Raw genomic sequence first — 18,240 nt, 5'->3', positions numbered from 1 at the left:
CTTATGTTCCAAGCAACAACCTCTTTGTTATCCGGCCAGACGCCAATCCGTCCCCATAGGGATTGTGCAGGCGTGACATTCTTTCATAATCGTCCTGATTTTCAATAAGAACTTTGGCTTCGTTGAATATTTTATCAGGGTCCGTGCCCACAAGCCGCACGGTGCCGGCATCAACGGCTTCGGGCCGTTCGGTGGCATCCCGCATCACCAACACCGGCTTGCCAAGCGAGGGGGCCTCTTCCTGGATACCGCCGGAATCGGTAATGATGAGATGTGAGCGTTCCATCAGGTAAATAAAGGGAAGGTAGTCCAGCGGTTCCATAAGGTGAACATTCTTGCGGCCACCCAGCATTTCATTCACCGGTTGTTGCACATTGGGGTTCAGATGCACCGGATAGAGCACTTCCACATCGCTCCGCCCTGCAAGCCGCGCGAGCGCCGTGCAGATGCGCTGAAAACCTTCGCCGAAATTCTCACGCCGGTGGCAGGTGACCAATACCAGCTTTTTGGAAAGATCAAGGAACGAAAAACGCTTTTTGAACTGCTCCATGAGCGGGGGATTTTCCTTCAGTCTTCTTATCGCGCCCAGGAGGGCGTCGATCACCGTGTTGCCGGTTACTTCCACGTTTGCCGGAGCGATGCCTTCATTAATCAGGTTTTGCCGCGCGGCGGGGGTTGGCGCAAAATGAAGCGTGGCAAGCACGCCGGTAACGTGGCGGTTGATTTCTTCGGGCCACGGGGAATATTTGTTGTGCGTCCGCAGCCCGGCCTCGACGTGCCCCACCGGTATGCGCTCATAAAACGAAGCGAGGCTGGCGGAAAAAGTTGTGGTGGTGTCGCCATGCACCAAAGTCCATTCCGGACGCCATGCGCGATATACGCCCCGCATGCCGGCAAGGACGTTGCTTGTAATGTCGGTAAGGTCCTGTCCCGGTTTCATTATGTTCAGGTCATAATCGGGGACGATATCGAACATGGCGAGCACCTGATCCAGCATGCCGCGATGCTGGCCGGTGATGCAAACTTTTACGTCAAACATGCCGCTGGCCTTCAGCGCCAAGACCACCGGGGCCATCTTGATTGCCTCCGGACGCGTACCGAATACCACCATCACCCGCTTCAATTCGCTTCCTCCCGCCGCCCTGTTTTTATTACAGCCGCGGTTCATTCTAGCGCAACCCCCTTGCCATGAATAGCTCGCTTTATTCATGATGGGCGCGTTTGGGGTTTCGGGGCGGGGGATATTTGCGGTATTATCAACGCATATGGAAATGAAGCGCCTGCGTTCGGTGAGCGCCCCTTTCAAGGGCATGTTCCGCTCACGGGCCATCTCCGAACAGGCTTGCAAAAACCACTTTCGGCGCTCTTTTGCGGCGGATAAAAAGTAGCGGACCGGGGAATGACTGAGCCGGATAACCAAGTCGTATCATTTGCCAAGGCGGCGGCCATGCGCGGCCGGACATTAAAAATCGGAAATCCGCTCATATCCGAAGTGAACGCGGCCGGTTTTAGCGGCATCCGCGTGGAGAGCCTGGGCAAACAGGTGGGACAGGCCAATCTCCTTGCCGATGTGACATTCGAAGCTTCGCCCGGAAGCTGTTTCGGCATTTTGGGGGAAAATGGTTCCGGCAAAACAACGTTGTTGCGGCTTATCACCGGTCTGGCGTTCCCCACCGCCGGCGCCGTCACGGTATCCGGCAAAAACCCGCATACCGATACCGTGGGCGCGCTGGGCATGATCAGCGGCCTCATCGGCATCCCCGCATTTCATCCGCATATGAACGCGCATGACAACCTCGGCCTTTTTTGGGATGGCGACAGCGCCGCCGATACCCAGCGAATCATGGGCGCGCTACATACAGTCGGCTTGGCCGACGAGGCTGAAAAAAAGGTGGGGGATTATTCCCGCGGCATGTTGCAGCGGCTGGGGGTGGCGCTGGTCATCATGCAGGACCGCCCGCTGGTTGTCCTGGACGAACCAACGCAAGGGGTGGATGTCGTTTGGGCGGAAAAACTGTCCGCCCTTTTCCGCGAGATGGCGGAAAAGGGGAAACTGCTGTTGATAACAAGCCACGATTTCGATTTCATAACCGGCTTGTGCGGTCATGTGCTGATTTTGGACGGCGGCCGCACCGCCTATCAGGGGCGGTTAAAAGACATCGCGGAATTTCCCTACTATTTCCATTTGCGCGCGGAGCCATCGGAAAAAACACTGGAGGTGGTAAAGCGGCTTGATTTTGTGCATAGGGCCGCCCGCGTGGGAGAAGCCCTGGAGCTTACCCTCAAGGCCGAAAACACGAACATGCTGGTGGCGGAACTGGTGGCCGCCGGATGCCAAATACACGAGTGCGCCCTCCGGCATTATTCCGTGGCCGACCTTATCGCGCAACGCCGCGCGAAAACCGCGTAAAGTTGGATATCGCTTCAATCGGCAGGATAATCCAAAGGCGGACAAGCCGAAACGATGATTGACATTTTATAGCGTCACAGTAGTGTCCGGTAAAAAAGAGGATGGGGTTTCTAATTGCCTACCCCACTTAAGAATGGGATGTGTGGATCACCCTTTGGCGGCTTTTTTGATGCCCCATGCCACGTTCACCCCTTTGCGGCAAAAACGCGACACGAACTCCCCGAACGTCATCAGCGGGCAGTTGGTCAATATCCCCGCTTCGCTGCAATTGAAGATGCGCCGTTTCCGCTCCGGCTGCCAGGTGGCAAAGGCCCAGCCGAACCACTGTTTGGTGACGGCCATCGATTTCTGCGTTTTGAGCGCCCGCCCGAAGAGATCGCGCTCCTCCACGATCACATCCCCTTGTTGGTCGAATATCGATTCGGCCTCGAATGAATCGAAGTGGGTGCCGGCGGCATAGGCGTTGCCGCCGGGGTAGCCGAGGTCCTGCCCGATGAAGGCTATCGGGTCGGCACCGCTTTTAAAGGCCAGGTCGTACGCCACGGAAAGAACCGAGCCGCCCGGTATCAGCGCCCCCACCTGCGGATGGTTGAGGGATATTTTTGCCAATATCGGAATGTCGGGCGCATGTTTGTTGTAAAAAAAGAACGGGCCTTTCCACATCTCCCGAAGTGACGGGTGGACAATGGTGGGGGCTATGAGGGTGATGTTTTTTGTGTCGACCCCCTCGAAAAAATTGGACGTGTAGAGCTGCGGATCGAGATTCACCACGATATCCGGCACAAGGCCGAGCGCCGCAAGCGGTTTCAGCGCCGCGTCGCAGGCGATGACAACGCTTTTTCCCCGCGCCACCGCCAGCAGGCGGACGTTGCGGTCCAGCGACGGCCCGGCCCCCGCCAGCACGGCGGGAATACCCGCGAAGCGCCCGAAGAGTTTCGCCACGCCGGGGAGGGCGGCGATGGCGCCGCGGTTGAGCAGGTAGTTCTGTTCCCACCGTTCCGCCAGCAGGGCGATGGTGGCCTGTTTTACTTCGTAGAGCCGCTGCTCGTTCAAAGTATTTTCAGGCCCCTTCCGGCGAGCGCGCCGGTATACTCCCCCTTGTTGATGGAGAGCGTGCCGTTGACGAATACATAGTCGACCCCTTTCGGGTACGAAAGCGGATTTTCGTAGGTGGTGGTATCGGCGATTGCCTCCGGGCGGAACATCACGATGTCGGCCCAATAGCCTTCGCGCAGTTCGCCGCGCCCCGCCAGGCCGAAACGGCGGCAGGCCATCGTGCTGGTCTTCATGACCGCCTCTTCCATCGACACGAGCTTCCGCCCGAAAACGTACTCCGCGAAAAAACGCGGAAAGGTGCCGAAGGTGCGCGGGTGCGGCCGCCCGATGCCAAGCGGGCCGCCGACGGAGCGCGCGCCGGCATCCGAGCCGACCATCACGTAGTCCTTGGTCAGGATGCGGTCCATGTTTGTATCGTTCATGCAGAAGTAGATCGCCTCCACCTCGGTTTTTTCCTCCAGCAGTATGTCGAACACGAAATCGACCGGGTCTTTGCCGGTTATTTTGGCTCCCCGCGCGACGGTCACCCCCTGCATATCGTAATTCTTCGGCGTGACCACCTGCGACACCATCACGGTATCCCAGTATTCCGGTTCGGGGTGATTGGCCAAAATTTCCGCGCGCATCTTGTTCCGCGCGGCGGGGTCTTTGAGGAAGGCGATGGTGCCGTCGCGCCCGCCGTCGAACGCCCAGTCGGGCAGCACCACCTGCAAGCCGGTGTTGCTGGCGATGTAGGGGTAGCGGTCGCATTCGATATCCACCCCGTCGGCGCGGGCGGCCTCTATCATATTGAACACTGTATCCAGCTTGTGCCAGTTTTCCTTGCCGGCGGTTTTAAGGTGCGATATCTGAAGTTTCACGCCGGTGCGGCGGGCGATGTCGATCACCTCTTCGATGGATTCAACGAGGCGCGGCCCCTCGGATCGGATGTGGGTGGTGAAGAGTTTTCCGGCCTTGGCAACCTCCCCCACCATTTCCACCATCTCTTCCTTGGTGGCGAAGCAGGCGGGGGGATAGACGAGGCCGACGCTCATGCCGGCGGCACCCTGCGCCATGTTCTCGCGGATCATCCGCTTCATCGTTTCCTTTCCCTCCCCCGCGGCCGGCACGTCTTTGCTGCCGAGCACCGACGCGCGCAGGGTGTTGTAGCCGATGAGTCCCGCATAATTCACGGAACTTTTTTTCTTTTCCAGCCGCCGCCAATATTCGTCAAACGTCTTCCAATCCAGCGTGAGGCCGAACTGCTCCTTGTACGCTTCGCTCCGCACACGGAAGATATCGCCGCCGATGGGGGCGGAGCTGTAACCGCAGTTTCCCCCCACCTCGCTGGTCACCCCTTGCCGCAGTTTTCCCTCGGCGGCGGGGTCGATGAGAAGATAATAGTCGGAGTGCGAATGGACGTCGACGAAGCCGGGGAGGGCGCAATAGCCGGCGCCGTCGATTTCGACGGCGCCCTTTTCCGCTATCACGCCTATCTTGGCTATCCGCCCGTCCTTGATGCCGAGATCGGCCGCGGCGGAGCGGTTCCCTTCAAGACCGTAAAGGGTGGCGTTCCGTATGACGGCGTCGAACATATCTTCCTTTCCGGTTGGCGGCTAGGGGAGGTTTTGCGCCCGCGCGCCGCCCAACAGCTCCAAATAAACTTTTTTGTAAAAGCCGTAATTACGCAGGACTTTTTTAACATATTCCCGCGTTTCGGTGTACGGGATTCTTTCAACGAAGACCGAGGCGTCATCCATCGGGATGCGCCCCTTCCACTTGGCCACCGGGTTGGGACCCGCGTTATAGGTGGCCAACGCCAGCGGCAAATCCCCCTTTTCGTTTTTCACCAGCCCGGCCAGATAGCGGGCGCCGATGGCGATATTCCGCTCCGGTATCTGGAGCTGATCCGCCGTAAAGGACTCAATCCCCAACTCGCGCGCCATCCGCGCGGCGGTCGGCGGGATGACCTGCATCAGCCCCCGCGCATCGGCGATGGAAACGATGTCCGGATCGAAAATACTTTCCTGCCGGATAACCGACAGGATAAGAAACGGGTCTATTTTATTTGCGGCGGCCTCGTCCGCCACGGCGCGCCAGTGGGCGACGGGAAAAATGAGGAGCGAAAGAAAATCGAGATAGTCCTTTTCGACGCTCTCTTTCAGGATGGTATCCGCCTCGCGGAACACGCACTGATAGCACTCCGCGCCGTGGTACTGAACCGCCAGCCAGGTGCGGGTCTCCCGCCGGAAGGGGGTCTCGGCCGCCACGATGTCCAACAGATCGCGCGCGCGGCCGGTGAAACCGAGCCGCATCCACGCCAGCGCCGATTCATAAGCCCAAACTCCTTTGGGGGAAAGGGACGGCTTTTGGGCGAAGCGGCCCATCCCCTCGCGGATACGGACGGCGGCGGTTTCGTGGAACTGGCCGCCGGGCGGCGCCGGAAGTTCCACCGGAACACGGTAGCTGATGCCGCCACCATTTGTCAGCAACGTATAGTACGAAAGCGGATATTTTTTGAGCAGCCGCTCCAGCGGGGCGGAAAAGTCACTCGCCCGCATCTGCCGGGAGCGGATAATCCAGTAGAGCGCCATCGGCGCGGCGCCGGAATTCTCGTCGCGGTCCGCCAGCCGCTGAAACGCCGTTTCGGCGCCGGCGTAATCACCGTCCATATAGCGGAGCCAGCCGGCATACCACAGCGCCAGTTCCGCCGCCGGTGACGAGGGATAAACCGCCGCCGTCCGCTCGAATTTTTTTATCGCCTCCGCGCGGCGGCCGGCGCTTTCGTCCAGCCGCCCCAGCATATAAACGGCCGGCGCGGCGACATCCGAGCTGGGGGATTCCTTCAGTATTTTGTTGAGCAGCTCGGCGGTCTTGCCGCTCTCATCGCGGTTCCAGCTGATCCGCGCGGCGCGGTAGAGCGCTTCGCCGCGAAGCTTGGGGCCGGCGGCGCGGGCCGCATGGTTGTACGCTTCCATCGCGTCGTCCTTATTCCCCAGCCGCTCCCTCGCCCGCCCCAAGTGCAGATAGAGTTCCGCGCGGTGTCCGGGGGTAAAGCTGCCTTTATCAAGGCTTCCGATGTAAGCCACGGCATCCTTGTACAGGCGGTTTTGCATTAACGCCGCCGCCCGCTCCAGCTTTTTGCCGGCTGACGCGGTCAGGAATAACCCTTTGCCCGAACTTTTCAGCCGGTCCATCTGAACTTTGGCGTCGGCGGCAAATGGCGCCGCCGGATACCCAAACCAGATTTCGGCCCACGCGGCGTGGGCGTCCACAATCTTCCCCTCCGCCTCGAAACACCGGGCCAAAAGCTGATACGCCCGTTCGGGCGCCTTCGCCCCCTTTGCAAGCCGCTCTTTGAGGAGTATCTCCGCCTTCGCATACAGTCCAGTGTCCATCAGCGCCTTGGCCTTCATCAACGCGGTTCCTTCGGCCAGCGGCGAATAGGGAAACCGTGCATATAGCTCGTCCGCCGCCGCGATCACCTGCCCCGGCTGGCCCGCCGCGGCGTACGCCTCCATGGCACTCAACAGCGCCCAGTCCCCCAGGAGCGGATCGGCGGCTGCCTCGCGCAAAAGCGGGGCCGCCTCGGCGGGCTGTTGCAGTTCCTTGAGCGCCAAGCCGCGGATATAGGCGCGCGCGGCTTTCTGGGCGCTGTCCTCCGTGGGCGGCAAGGCGTTAAGCGTCTCTATTGCCCGTGGAAAATCCTTTTTCTTCGCCAAACGCCCCGCTTGTTCCAACGAGGGAGGCTGTATGCCGTTGGACGGCTTTGCGGTGATTGTTGCGCCCACTTCGGGAAAAACCTGGATTTCCTGGGCGCCGGCGGCGGGGGTCTGCGTCTGATAGTCCGGCATCTCGGTATCGGCCGGCGATTGCGCACGCGCGGCCGGGGCGAACGCCAGCATCGCCGCAAACAAGAGCATCCCCCACCGTTTCATGTTTTCCGTCCCAAAAAATAATCCGCGATAAACGCCGCCGCGCCGCCGGTTCCCAGCGCATCGGCATTCACCCAAATCCCCCCATGCACGGAGGAAAACCATGTAATCTGCCGTTTGGCGTAGTGGCGCGTCGCCTTTTTTATTTCGGCGGCCAGCGCCGCCCCATCCAATTCGCCGCGCAGGTGTTGAACCGCCTGACGGTAGCCGACGCTCATCAGCGGCTTGCAGTCCGCCGCATACCGCGCGAGCAGCGCCTTGGTTTCGTCCAACAGGCCATGCACAAGCATCGCGTCCACGCGATCCTCGATCCGTTGATAAATGATACCGCGCGGAGCGGTGATGATAAAGAAAACAAAATCGTACGCGGGGGGCGGGGGCGGCACGTTTTTTTGCGGCAGCAACGCGTTTTCGATTCCGCGGACGATGCGGTGCCGGTCGTTGGGGTGCAGCGCGGTGGCGCGCGCGGGGTCAAGTTTTCCGAGGCGGGTGTACAGGACGGGCAAGGAAGTCTCCAGCAACTCACGGCGCAGAGCGGGATCAGACTGCGCACCGCCATGCAATCCCTCCAGCAGCGCTTTGATATAAAGCCCGGTGCCGCCGCAGACAATCGGCGTTTTGCCGCGCGCCACAATGCCGTCGATGGCAACGGCGGCGGCGGCGCGGAAATCGGCTAGGGTGAACGGCTGATCCGGCTCCACCACGTCTATCAGGTGATGCGGCACGGCGCGGCGCATCTCCGCATCCGGTTTGGCGCTGCCGATATCGCAGTGGCGGTACGCCTGCACCGAATCGGCGCTGACGATCTCGCCATCCACCAATTGCGCCACCCGCGCGGCGATGGCGCTTTTCCCGGCGCCGGTGGGCCCGCCGATAATCAGCAGGCGGGGCTTTGGCGCGTCGACAGGCTGCCGCCCCCCTCCGCTGTCATCCTGAGCCGCAGGCGAAGGATCTCTTTCCGGAAAGAGATTCTTCACTACGTTCAGAATGACATGCATAAACAGTTTTTCAACACCCTGTCAGAGGACATCGAATTTCCCGTAGATGGCATTCATCGCGGCGGTGTAGCCGCCATCCGGGGCGTAGACGATGAACGGCGGCTTCACCGTAACGCGGTTGCGCCCCCCTTTCACCGCCTCCGCCAAAACCAGGAACGGGTCTTCCCCTTCGCGGCTCTGCACATACCGGACGGTGCGCGGCGCGAAGCCGCATTCATGCAAAAGGTGCATCAGTTCCGTGCTCCGCTCCGCGAGATGGACAAGGCAAAACACGCCGCCATCGCGCAACAAATGACGCGCGGCCGTAACAAGCTCCTCCAGCGTGAGCGCCACCTCGTGGCGCGCCACCGCTTTGTCGCCGTCCGGATTCATCCGGCCATCCCCCGCCTTGCGGTACGGCGGGTTGCTCACCGCGAGATCGAACGCGCCGGGGGGGAACAGATTTGCCGCCGCGCGGATATCGGCGTTGACGAACAACGCGTGCGGCGCGTTGCCGCGCGCATGCGGAAGGCCGCTCTTCCGTATATCAACGCCGACAAACGATGACGCGGGATACATTTTGCCCAACAACGCGGTGAGGATGCCGTTGCCCGTGCCAAGATCGATGGCGCGGGCCGCCGTTGCGGAAGGCAGACATTCAGCCGTAAAACCGGCCAGCAAAAACGGGTCGAGCGAATAGCGATAGCCGGTGGAGGGCTGGGTAAGATTATCGGCCACGGTGGTGCTGCTTCGCGCCGGTCAAGCCTGCACGTTGATCTTGCCGCCTTTGCCGGCCGCTCCGCCCTGGGCGCCGCCCGGCCCGCTGGCATAGGTATCCGCCGCCTTGCCGGTCGGCCCGGCCGCGTTTGCCGCCGCGGCGGAAGCGCCCGCGGCCTCGTTTCCGGGGGGAGGGGCCGCTTTCTTTTTCACGGGGTACATGCCCCCCGAAGCTCCCGCCTTTGCCACACTTTCTGTTGCCATACTTACATTGTAAGGCCCACCCGCCCGCGGGGCAACCGGCGGCAAATTGCGGTATCATTTAACGATGGCATACACCATTGAAGCGCAAAACCTCGTCAAGACCTTCACGGTGGACGAATCGGGCAAAGGGCTGCTCGGCGCGGTGAAGGCGCTCTTCAGCACGAAGAAGCGGATCATCCACGCCGTGGAGAACGTCAACTTCGGCATCGCCCAGGGGGAATTCGTCGGCTACGTCGGCGAGAACGGCGCGGGAAAAAGCACCACCATAAAAATCCTCACCGGCATCCTCGTCCCCACCGGCGGCGTGGCGCGGGTGAACGGCGTCGTGCCGTACGAAAACCGGCGGACGAACGGCATGAACATCGGCGTGGTCTTCGGCCAGCGGACGCAGCTCTGGTGGGATCTGCCGGTGCGCGAAAGTTTTGAAATCCTCCGCGTGATCTACCGCGTGCCGAAGGGGGACTTTGACGCCACGATGGCGCGTCTCACAAAGGGTCTGGGTCTCGACGGCCTGATGGAGATGCCGGTGCGGAAGCTCTCGCTCGGCCAGCGGATGCGGTGCGACATCGCCGCGGCGCTCGTCCACCGCCCGGCGGTGCTCTTTTTGGACGAGCCGACCATCGGCCTCGACGTGCTTGCCAAGGAAAATATCCGCTCCTTCCTGAAAGAACTTAACGGAAAGGACGGCACCACCATCATCCTCACCACGCACGACATGAACGACATCGAGCAGCTCTGCAAGCGGCTCATTATCCTGGACAAAGGACGCATCATCTACGACGGTCCCACCGAAGAGCTGAAAAAGAAATTTCCGCACGACAAAATCATCGAAGTCGATTTCGAAAACGAGGTAACGGAGCTTCCATTGGTGCCGGTGCTGGTGCCGGTGCGGCGCGAGGGGAAGAAGATGTGGCTCCGCCATGCACACGATTCATCCGGGCTGGCGCTGGCCATCGGCAAACTGGCGAGCCTTTATCCGGTGAAAGACCTCTCGGTGCGCGAACCGTCGGTGGAGATCATCATCCGTTCCATCTACGAAAAAACAACGGCGCTTCCCGCATACGCGCCGGGGGAGAAGGCGGCACAATGAACCTCGCGGTATTCGGCAAATTCGCCGCCGTATCGTTCCAGAAGGAGATTGCCTACCGTTTCGACTATTTCATGGCGGTGCTCAACGGCTTCCTGTACATCTTCGTCTTCACCGCGCTCTGGCGGGCGCTCTACGCGCAGGGGGGCGGCGTGGGGGGGTTCACCGCCGCCAGCATCACGGCGTACGCGGTGACGGCGATGGCGATACGGATTTCGTTTTCGATGGATGACACCACCATCGCGATAAAAGTACGCGATGGCTCCATCGCCACCGACCTGATCCGTCCCGTCTCCTTTTTCATGATGAACCTGGCGCAGTGCATCGGCTTTTCCGCCTTCCACACCGCGGCGCGGGGCGTGCCGATTCTCATTTTCTCCGTCTTCCTCTTCAAGCTCGACATCCCGTTCACCGCGCAGGGAACGGCGCTGGGCGCGCTTTCACTCGTGATGGGCTACCTCATCCTCTTCATGCTCAACTACCTCTTCGGGCTGATCGCCTTCTGGGTCATCGAAGTCTTCCCTTTCCAACTGATGAAGTACGGCCTGCTGAACCTGCTGGGGGGAAGCGTGATACCGGTGGATTTATTTCCGGCCTTCATGAAACCGTTCATCGCGCTGCTGCCGTTTCAGCACATCTTTTCCACCCCCGCCGCCATACTGGTCGGCCATGCCGCGCCGGAGCGGGCGCTTGTCATGCTCACCGAGCAGGCGGCATGGGTCGGCATCATGGGGGCGGCGAGCCTGCTTGCCTGGAACGCCGCGAAAAGCCGCCTGGTGATACAGGGGGGCTGATGGAAACGCTGAAAATATACGCCACGCTGGCGCTCCTTTCGGTGCGGGCGCGGATGGAATACAAGGCGTCGTTCCTGTTATTCCTCGTTGCCATCCTCTTTTTCTACCTCGCCCAGCTGGGGCTGCTGATCGTGGTGCTGGCCCGCTTCAAGGAAATCCACGGCTGGACAACGGGCGAGATAGCCTTCCTCTTCGGCCTGCTCACTTTTTCGCAGGGATTCACCACCCTCTTCTTCAACGCGCTGGTCAATTTCGACCAGATGCTGATTCAGGGGGAATTCGACCGGACGCTCGTCCGCCCCTTGAGTCCGCTGGGACAGGTGGTTTTCTCCCGGTTCGAGGCTTCCACCGTGGCGCACTTCTTTTTGGGGGCGGTGGCGCTGTATTACGGCGCAAAGTATTCAGGGATCGAGTGGAGCCTGAAAAAGGACTTTTTCCTGCCGTTCGTCATCGTGGGCGGCGTGATGATACAAAGCGCCATGCGGCTATCGGTCTCCGCCGTTGCGTTCTGGACGCTGCGGAACTCCTCGCTGGTCCACATCGTGGTTTTTTCCAGCAAGGAGTTCATCCTCTACCCCGTCAGCATCTACAGCCACGGGGTGCAGTTCTTCCTGACGTTCCTCTTCCCCATCGCCTTCGTGAACTTCTACCCGGCGCAATATTTTTTGGATAAAACCGGCGAGAACCTCTTCCATCCCGCCTTGCAGATGGCCACGCCGCTGGTCGGCGCGCTCCTCTTCGCCCTCTCACTGTACGTCTGGAAACGCGGCATAGACCACTACCAATCCAGCGGCAGCTGAATTCCCCGGACAAGGTTACCGGGAGGCGGGGGAATCTTTGGGGGCGGGCGGCTGTGGGGCGGTTTTCAGGCCGCAGCCGGAAAGCGGTGCAAGGAGGGCAACAAGCAACGCCACCGCAATGATGGCCCTCCCTCTAATGCTCATTTGTCCAGTTCCTGTTTCGCGGCGGCTATCTGCTCCAAAATCTCTTTCTTCGCGGTGGAGCCGAACGTTTTCTTCCGGTCGGGGGATTTTGTGGGATCGAGATAATCGAACACATCCTTTTTGAACAGCGGACTGTGCGCCCGCAAATGCGCAAGCGTCAGATCGGCGAAGGTCATCCCCTTCTCCTCGCACTCGCGGACGATGGCCCCCACAACGTGGTGCGCCTCGCGGAACGGCATCCCCCGCAACGCCAAATAGTCGGCGAGGTCGACCGCCGTTAGAAATCCGTTCTTCACCCGCGCTTCCAGCAGCTTCACGTGGAACTTCATCTTTTTCACGAAATCCGTGGCGAGCGGCAGCGCTGCGAGCGCCTGTTCGCAGCTGTCGAAAAGGCCGATTTTGTCTTCCTGTAAATCCTTGTTATACGCCAGCGGCAACCCCTTGATGATGGTGAGCAGGCTTATCAGGTTGCCGTTCACCCGGCCGGTCTTGCCCCGGAAAAGCTCCAGCAGGTCGGGATTTTTTTTCTGCGGCATGATGGAGCTGCCGGTGCAGTATTCGTCGGGCAGATCGACGCAGCCGAACTCGCTGGACGAATAGATGATGAGGTCCTCGGCGAAGCGCGAGAGATGCGCGAAGAGGAGCGCGGTGGCGGCGAGGAATTCCACCGCGAAATCGCGGTCGGAAACGGCGTCGAGCGAGTTGGCCGAAATCGCCCCGAAGCCGAGCAGGTTGGCGGTTACCCGGCGGTCGATGGGATAATTGACCCCCGCCAGCGCGCCGGAGCCGAGCGGCATCACGTTGGCCCCCTGCGCCGCGAGGTGGAAGCGCTCCTCGTCGCGCCGGAACATCTCCTGATACGCCATGAACCAGTGGGCCACGCGTATCGGCTGCGCCTGCTGCATATGGGTGTACGAAGGCATCACGGCGTCAACGTTCTTTTCCGCCTGCGCCACGAAGGCGCGGCGCAGCCCCGCTATGAGTCCGGCGATGGCGATGGCGTTCTCGCGTGTGTAGAGCCGCACGTCGGTGGCCACCTGGTCGTTGCGGCTGCGGCCGGTGTGGACCTTCCCCGCCAGCGGGCCGATGATCTCCGTCAGCCGCCGCTCGATGTTCATGTGGATGTCTTCGTCCTCGACGCGGTACTTGAATTTGCCGGCGCGTATTTCCGCCGCGACCTTCTTGAGGCCGCCGACTATTTTCTTCAGTTCCCCCGGCGTGAGGATGCGCGCCTTGTGCAAAGCGGTGGCGTGCGCCACATTCTGCATCACGTCGTATTCAGCCAGTTTTTTATCGAAGCCGATGGACGCGCCGTATTCCAGAAACGCCTTCGTCTGCGCGGCCTTGAACCGGCCGCCCCACGCCTTGTTTTTCATGTTTCCCCTTACCCTGTTTCAAAAAGTTTAGCACAGAATCACGCGGCCGCGCGCGGGAAAACCCTTGCCCGCGCCAGCCTCCTCTGTTACTGTTTTCGGAAGAGCAAAAGGAGTCAACAATGAAAAACCGGTTTCTCGACGCGATGAACTTCCGCCACGCCTGCCGCGAGTTCGCCCCGGCCAAACCGGTGGGTGGAGAAGAGCTGGACTATATTCTTGAAGCGGGGCGTCTCTCCCCCTCATCCATGGGAATGGAGCAGTGGCATTTCCTCGTGGCGCGCGGCGGCGCGATGAAGAAAAAGCTGCGCGCCGCGTGCAAGGATCAAAAACAGGTGGAACAGGCCAGCGTGGTGGTGGTCATTCTGGCGAAAACCGCCGACATCCACCCGGACGCGCCGCACTTCCGCGAAATCCTGCATAAGCGCTTCGGCGACCGGTGGGAGGCGAGGCTGGATTATTACAGGAGCTATTACGATAGTGTCAACGCGGCTGAATGGAGCGTGGCGCAATGCCATATCGCGGCGGCGAACATGATGACCGCCGCGGCCTTCATCGGTATCGACAGTTGCCCCGTCGGCGCTTTTGATGCGGATACGCTGATGGAAGCGGTCGGCGCCGATCCGGCGCGGTATGTGCCGGCCCTGGTGATCCCCTTCGGCCATCGCGCCCAAGAGCCGAAACCGCGCAACCGCCTGCCGTTCGACGAAGTGGTCACCCGCCTCGACTGATCACCGGCGTTATCAGCCCGTCCGGCGCGGCTTTTTTACTGGGACGGCGTCCTTCCAATTCCACCACTTCAGCTTCGTGGGAGCGCGTCCCCCTTCGGCGTAGTAGACCGCGCAGCGGCAGACGTAAAGCAAGCAGCGGTCTATTTGTTGACCCTGGGCGCGGCAGATCGCTTCGTAAATCGCTTCGGGGTCGCGCCCTTTCAGATCGGCCACCGTCCGTATGCCGGCCCCCTCAAGATAGACGGCGATACTCGGCCCGATGCCGGGTATTTCTTGCAGGGGCGAAGTGGCGCGCCCCCGCATTATTAAAGTCCCCGGAAATCGGGACCGCTGCCGTGCAAAGCGGCGTTCACCCGGATGTTCTTTTCCGGACAAACGATGTCACAGGTGCGGCACTGTACGCAGTTTTCCAAAGCCATCTGGTGGCTCTTCGCGCCATCTTTCACCAACACGCTATGCACCTCGGCGGTGCAATCCCCAACGCACGGCGGCGGGTTGTTCCCCGCCTCGAAGCGGGCGATGCACTTTTTGCAAACCGCCGCGTCGAATTCCTTGATGTGGTCGTTGCCCTCGTGGTAATGCGTATGCGCGTAAAAAACCACGTCCGGCGTGAGATACAGGGTGTTCTTCGCAAACCCTTCCGGCTCGGCCAACGGCGCGGCTTGGTGATCCGGTTTGGAGCAGGTGCGGTCTTCGGGCAGCCGAAGTTCCCCGCAGCCGCCGCCACCCATCTGCTTGAGCAGGTTCAAGCCGCCCCCAATGAGGCCGCCCGGCCCCGTGAAGAACGCCTTGACGCCGCCGCTCATCATGCTTCCTTTGTCCAGCCCCTTCAGCACGACGGGGAGGTAATCGCTAAAGAGCGCCCTGTTCTCGTGGAATGCGTGGCGATAATAGCGGCTTGCTTTCAGTTCCTGTCCCACCCAGCCGTCCAGCAGCGCCTTTTGGTATGAAGCCAGCGCCGCTTTGGACGTATCGTTCTTTTGCAGCGCGGCGAAGGCCGCATCGGCGGCGGCCATGGCGCTTTCCATCGCTTTGTCCACGCCGGAGAATCCCTTGATGTCCATCGTGCCGGCGGCATCCCCCACGATCATCGCGCCATCCACCGCCAACTCCTTCGGCATGGCGAACCATCCCGCTTCGGGGATGATGGACGCGCCATAGCGGGCAAGCTTTCCCCCTTTGATCATCCGCTGCACGAAGGGGTGCTTTTTCATCGCCTGCAAAATCTGCGGCGGCTGGAGATTCGGGTTTGGCCCATCCAGCCCCGCCACCATGCCGATGGCGAGTTTTTTGTCTTTCAGGCCGTAAATGAAGCCGCCGCCAAAGTTGCCGTCCATCAGCGGATAGCCGAGGGTGTGCCAGACCTTGCCGGAAAAATCCTGCTCGGTCTCCCACACTTCTTTCACGCCGACGGCGTACGTTTGGTTGCTCTGCGCCAGGTTGAATTTTTCAACGAGGTCGCGCGACAGCAACCCCTTGTCGGCGAAGATGGTGATCTTGGCGTGGCAGTTATCCTGCTCAGGCGCGCCGGTATCGTCCACCCGCACACCGGTCACCCGCTGGCCGCTGTAAAGAATTTCCTGCGCGGCAAAGCCGTTGTAGAGATCGACCGCGACGGCGGTATCCTTTGTTTTCTCTAAAAGGTTTTCCGCCATCCATGCGCAGACGTTGGAAAGCGAGAGGATGAGGTAACCGGTCTTGTTCATCTCCGGCATGGCAAGCGTGGCAAACGGCACATCCTTCGCCCGGCGCGCGCCAAGCAGCGTTAAGTGGCTCTCGGCGCATTTCCCTTCCAAGGGGAAACCGTTCGTTTCGTAATCGAGGAACAGCTTCTTCACCGAGCGGGGGTTGCTCACCGCGCCGCTCAACACGTGCGCCCCGAAGTTTTTCGCCTTTTCCAGCACGGCGATCCGCAGCGGCGTTCCCGCCGCTTTCGCGCCGTCCACCAGACGGTGCGCGGCGGTCAGGCCGGCGATGCCGCCGCCCGCTATCAATACGTCATATTCGATGCGCTTCATGCGGCCCTCACAAACTCTTCGCTTTCGCCAGCTTCATCAACTCGCGCTTGAGCACCGGCGCAACCTGAAACAGGTCGCCCACGATGCCGTAGTGGGCGAACTTAAAGATCGGCGCGTCGGCATCCTTGTTCACGGCGATGATGGTTTTGCTGTTGTTCATCCCGACCCGGTGCTGGATGGCGCCGGAAATGCCGAGCGCGATGTACAGCTCCGGCCGGACCGTCTTGCCGGTCTGCCCCACCTGGTGGGCATACGGTATCCACCCGCAATCGACGGCGCGGCGGCTTGCGCCGACCACCCCTTCATTGAAAATGGAAACGAGGTCGCGCACCACCGCGAAACCTTCCACCCCTCCGACGCCAAAACCGCCGGCGACGATCACCTTCGCGGCGGTGATGTCGACCGCCTTCGAAACATCGCGCACCGTTTCCACCACTTTCAGGCGGAAGTCGGCGGTATCAAATGTTACCGGCACGGCGATGATTTGCCCCGTGCGGGAACTGTCCAACGGCAACGGCTGCATCACGCCGATGCGGGTGGTGGCCATTTGCGGGTTTTTCCACGGCCCCAGGATGCGCGCCTTGAGGCTTTCGCCGAAGCTGGGGCGGATGGCGTACAGGATGTTATTGAACGTGCCGACTTTGTGCGGATCGGCTTTACCTTTGTGCTCGTAATCGCCGATGTCCAACTCGGTGCAATCGGCGGTGAGGCCGACTTCGAGGCTGGCGGCCACGCGGGGCGCGAGGTCGCGCCCGATGGTGGTGGAGCCCATCAGGATGATTGGCGGCGGCTCGGCCATGGATTTCAAAATGGTGAGCACGGCGCGGCGGTACGGCAGCGTGGCGTATTCCTTTAGCGCCGGGTCGTCCACCAGATAAACGATGTCGGCCCCCATATGAATGATGCGCTGCGCCATCGGCGTGACGTTGTGCCCCAGCAAAAAGCAGGAGACGCCGGTGCCAAGCTTTTGCGCCAGTTCGCGCGCGGCCCCCAACAACTCCGGCGTGATCTGCTGCAAGTCACCTTGCAGCTGTTCGGCCACCACGGTGACGTTGTTCTTAGCCATTGAGCATTTCCGCTATGTTGCGGCTGTCGGCGGCGAGGCTTTCCAGCAGGTGGGCCACTTCCGTTTCCACCGCCTCGCCTTCAAAAACCTTGCAGCTTCCGCCGACCTCTCCCAGCTTCCATGTTTTTCCCACCACGGTGGGGGAACCGACCAGCCCGGTGCGGGCGGCATCGGCCCCCACGGCGTCAAGCGATACGGACTTGATGCGCCGCGTCCGCTCTTCGGGGGAGCGGAGCATCTCTTTCACCTGGGCCACTTCGGTAAAGCGCTTGTGTCCCAAGGGGGTTGCGCTGTTGGCGACGGTTATCAGCAGCGGCATTGCGGTTTCCACATTTTGAAACCCGCCTTCCACCACGCGGCGCGCCATCACGGCCTTGCCGGTGACGGTCAACGATTCGCAATAGCTGATCTGCGGCAAGTCGAGCCGCTCGGCGATTTGCGGACCCACCTGCGCGGTGTCGCCGTCGGTCGTCTGAAGGCCGGTGAGGATGATATCCACCTGGCCGATGTAGCCCACCACCTTGTGCAGCGCGTAGGCTGTTGCCAGCGTATCGGAGGCGGCGAGACGTTTGTCGGTGAGGAGGATGCCATAATCGGCCCCGTGTTCAAGCCCTTCCACCAGCACTTCAATGGCGGGCGGCGGCCCCATGGTGACGCAGGTGACTTCGGCCCCCACGCTCCGTTTTATTTCGATGGCTTTTTGGAGGGCGTAGCGGTCAAAGTTATTGAGCATCCGCTTGGCGCGTGCGCGGTCGATGGTGCCGTCCGGATTGACGCCGGCTTTTGAGCTGGTGTCGGGCACCTGCTTTATAAAGACAACCACCTTGAGCACAATGCATCTCCCTTGCCCGGGTTGGGTAGTTTATAAGGCCTTACCCGGATAGTTTAT

General features: G+C 60.9%; 17 protein-coding genes. 5 read left to right on the top strand and 12 right to left on the bottom strand.

The genetic code is table 11. From position 1 onward, the window contains the following. Position 1 precedes the first annotated feature (1 nt). Complete coding sequence (wecB, locus tag HZA03_04130; protein MBI5637144.1) at positions 2-1,123, bottom strand: UDP-N-acetylglucosamine 2-epimerase (non-hydrolyzing); 1,122 nt, start codon at positions 1,121-1,123, stop codon at positions 2-4. Between the two features lie 276 nt (positions 1,124-1,399). Between wecB and HZA03_04125 the strand changes: the two genes are divergently transcribed. Next, the gene (locus HZA03_04125) at positions 1,400-2,410 is read left to right on the top strand and encodes an ABC transporter ATP-binding protein (protein ID MBI5637143.1); all 1,011 of its coding nucleotides are present in this window, start codon (positions 1,400-1,402) and stop codon (positions 2,408-2,410) included. A 147-nt stretch (positions 2,411-2,557) separates the two neighbouring features. On the opposite strand, the gene HZA03_04120 is transcribed toward HZA03_04125, so the two are convergent. From HZA03_04120 to HZA03_04095, 6 genes are read right to left on the bottom strand one after another with little or no spacing between them, the layout of a single operon-like run. Then, positions 2,558-3,463 carry a motility associated factor glycosyltransferase family protein gene (locus HZA03_04120; GenBank protein ID MBI5637142.1) on the bottom strand — a complete coding sequence of 302 codons (906 nt, stop codon included), beginning with the start codon at positions 3,461-3,463 and terminating at the stop codon, positions 2,558-2,560. Continuing rightward, positions 3,460-5,040 carry a D-aminoacylase gene (locus HZA03_04115; GenBank protein ID MBI5637141.1) on the bottom strand — a complete coding sequence of 527 codons (1,581 nt, stop codon included), beginning with the start codon at positions 5,038-5,040 and terminating at the stop codon, positions 3,460-3,462. The genes HZA03_04120 and HZA03_04115 overlap by 4 nt, the downstream gene beginning before the upstream one ends. A gap of 21 nt (positions 5,041-5,061) precedes the next feature. Next, positions 5,062-7,383, bottom strand: coding sequence for a transglycosylase SLT domain-containing protein (locus HZA03_04110; protein MBI5637140.1), 2,322 nt, complete (start codon positions 7,381-7,383; stop codon positions 5,062-5,064). After that, positions 7,380-8,357: a tRNA (adenosine(37)-N6)-dimethylallyltransferase MiaA gene (gene miaA, locus HZA03_04105; protein MBI5637139.1), complete on the bottom strand. Its 978-nt coding sequence runs from the start codon at positions 8,355-8,357 to the stop codon at positions 7,380-7,382. Before miaA ends, HZA03_04110 begins: the two co-directional genes overlap by 4 nt. Positions 8,358-8,399: 42 nt before the next feature. After that, entirely contained in the window at positions 8,400-9,095 is a 696-nt protein-coding gene (locus HZA03_04100) for a methyltransferase (protein ID MBI5637138.1), read from the bottom strand. Positions 9,096-9,116: 21 nt separating this feature from the next. After that, the gene (locus HZA03_04095; GenBank protein ID MBI5637137.1) at positions 9,117-9,338 is read right to left on the bottom strand and encodes a hypothetical protein; all 222 of its coding nucleotides are present in this window, start codon (positions 9,336-9,338) and stop codon (positions 9,117-9,119) included. A gap of 64 nt (positions 9,339-9,402) precedes the next feature. Here HZA03_04095 and HZA03_04090 point away from each other — a divergent pair, with 64 nt between their 5' ends. From HZA03_04090 to HZA03_04080, 3 genes are read left to right on the top strand one after another with little or no spacing between them, the layout of a single operon-like run. Then, the gene (locus HZA03_04090) at positions 9,403-10,428 is read left to right on the top strand and encodes an ATP-binding cassette domain-containing protein (GenBank protein MBI5637136.1); all 1,026 of its coding nucleotides are present in this window, start codon (positions 9,403-9,405) and stop codon (positions 10,426-10,428) included. Beyond that, positions 10,425-11,219, top strand: a complete 795-nt coding sequence (locus HZA03_04085; protein ID MBI5637135.1) for an ABC-2 family transporter protein — start codon at positions 10,425-10,427, stop codon at positions 11,217-11,219. The genes HZA03_04090 and HZA03_04085 overlap by 4 nt, the downstream gene beginning before the upstream one ends. Next, a complete protein-coding gene (locus tag HZA03_04080) occupies positions 11,219-12,019 on the top strand; it encodes an ABC-2 family transporter protein (GenBank protein ID MBI5637134.1) in 801 nt (266 codons plus the stop codon). Before HZA03_04085 ends, HZA03_04080 begins: the two co-directional genes overlap by 1 nt. Before the next feature lie 140 nt (positions 12,020-12,159). On the opposite strand, the gene argH is transcribed toward HZA03_04080, so the two are convergent. Further along, on the bottom strand, positions 12,160-13,539 hold the full coding sequence (gene argH / locus HZA03_04075) for an argininosuccinate lyase (GenBank protein MBI5637133.1): 1,380 nt from the start codon (positions 13,537-13,539) through the stop codon (positions 12,160-12,162). A gap of 119 nt (positions 13,540-13,658) precedes the next feature. Here argH and HZA03_04070 point away from each other — a divergent pair, with 119 nt between their 5' ends. Beyond that, entirely contained in the window at positions 13,659-14,267 is a 609-nt protein-coding gene (locus HZA03_04070) for an NAD(P)H-dependent oxidoreductase (protein MBI5637132.1), read from the top strand. 12 nt (positions 14,268-14,279) lie between these two features. On the opposite strand, the gene HZA03_04065 is transcribed toward HZA03_04070, so the two are convergent. From HZA03_04065 to HZA03_04050, 4 genes are read right to left on the bottom strand one after another with little or no spacing between them, the layout of a single operon-like run. Continuing rightward, a complete protein-coding gene (locus HZA03_04065) occupies positions 14,280-14,570 on the bottom strand; it encodes a DUF4332 domain-containing protein (protein ID MBI5637131.1) in 291 nt (96 codons plus the stop codon). Between the two features lie 2 nt (positions 14,571-14,572). Next, entirely contained in the window at positions 14,573-16,285 is a 1,713-nt protein-coding gene (locus tag HZA03_04060) for a 4Fe-4S dicluster domain-containing protein (protein ID MBI5637130.1), read from the bottom strand. A 7-nt stretch (positions 16,286-16,292) separates the two neighbouring features. After that, positions 16,293-17,351, bottom strand: a complete 1,059-nt coding sequence (locus HZA03_04055; protein MBI5637129.1) for an electron transfer flavoprotein subunit alpha/FixB family protein — start codon at positions 17,349-17,351, stop codon at positions 16,293-16,295. Next, positions 17,344-18,183 carry an electron transfer flavoprotein subunit beta/FixA family protein gene (locus HZA03_04050; protein MBI5637128.1) on the bottom strand — a complete coding sequence of 280 codons (840 nt, stop codon included), beginning with the start codon at positions 18,181-18,183 and terminating at the stop codon, positions 17,344-17,346. Before HZA03_04050 ends, HZA03_04055 begins: the two co-directional genes overlap by 8 nt. Between the last annotated feature and the right edge of the window lie 57 nt (positions 18,184-18,240).

This window comes from Nitrospinota bacterium (assembly GCA_016217735.1).
GTDB lineage: Bacteria > Nitrospinota_A > UBA7883 > JACRGQ01 > JACRGQ01 > JACRGQ01.
Note: the sequence above shows the minus strand (reverse complement) of the source record. Positions and strands in the feature narration are given on the sequence as shown.

What these genes read in the sequence shown, in the direction of transcription:
- HZA03_04125 (MBI5637143.1), top strand. Translation starts at nt 1,400, where the DNA reads ATGACTGAGCCGGATAACCAAGTCGTATCATTTGCCAAGGCGGCGGCC.
- HZA03_04115 (MBI5637141.1), bottom strand. Translation starts at nt 5,040, where the DNA reads ATGTTCGACGCCGTCATACGGAACGCCACCCTTTACGGTCTTGAAGGG.
- HZA03_04110 (MBI5637140.1), bottom strand. Translation starts at nt 7,383, where the DNA reads ATGAAACGGTGGGGGATGCTCTTGTTTGCGGCGATGCTGGCGTTCGCC.
- HZA03_04095 (MBI5637137.1), bottom strand. Translation starts at nt 9,338, where the DNA reads ATGGCAACAGAAAGTGTGGCAAAGGCGGGAGCTTCGGGGGGCATGTAC.
- HZA03_04090 (MBI5637136.1), top strand. Translation starts at nt 9,403, where the DNA reads ATGGCATACACCATTGAAGCGCAAAACCTCGTCAAGACCTTCACGGTG.
- HZA03_04085 (MBI5637135.1), top strand. Translation starts at nt 10,425, where the DNA reads ATGAACCTCGCGGTATTCGGCAAATTCGCCGCCGTATCGTTCCAGAAG.
- HZA03_04080 (MBI5637134.1), top strand. Translation starts at nt 11,219, where the DNA reads ATGGAAACGCTGAAAATATACGCCACGCTGGCGCTCCTTTCGGTGCGG.
- argH (MBI5637133.1), bottom strand. Translation starts at nt 13,539, where the DNA reads ATGAAAAACAAGGCGTGGGGCGGCCGGTTCAAGGCCGCGCAGACGAAG.
- HZA03_04070 (MBI5637132.1), top strand. Translation starts at nt 13,659, where the DNA reads ATGAAAAACCGGTTTCTCGACGCGATGAACTTCCGCCACGCCTGCCGC.
- HZA03_04065 (MBI5637131.1), bottom strand. Translation starts at nt 14,570, where the DNA reads ATGCGGGGGCGCGCCACTTCGCCCCTGCAAGAAATACCCGGCATCGGG.
- HZA03_04060 (MBI5637130.1), bottom strand. Translation starts at nt 16,285, where the DNA reads ATGAAGCGCATCGAATATGACGTATTGATAGCGGGCGGCGGCATCGCC.
- HZA03_04055 (MBI5637129.1), bottom strand. Translation starts at nt 17,351, where the DNA reads ATGGCTAAGAACAACGTCACCGTGGTGGCCGAACAGCTGCAAGGTGAC.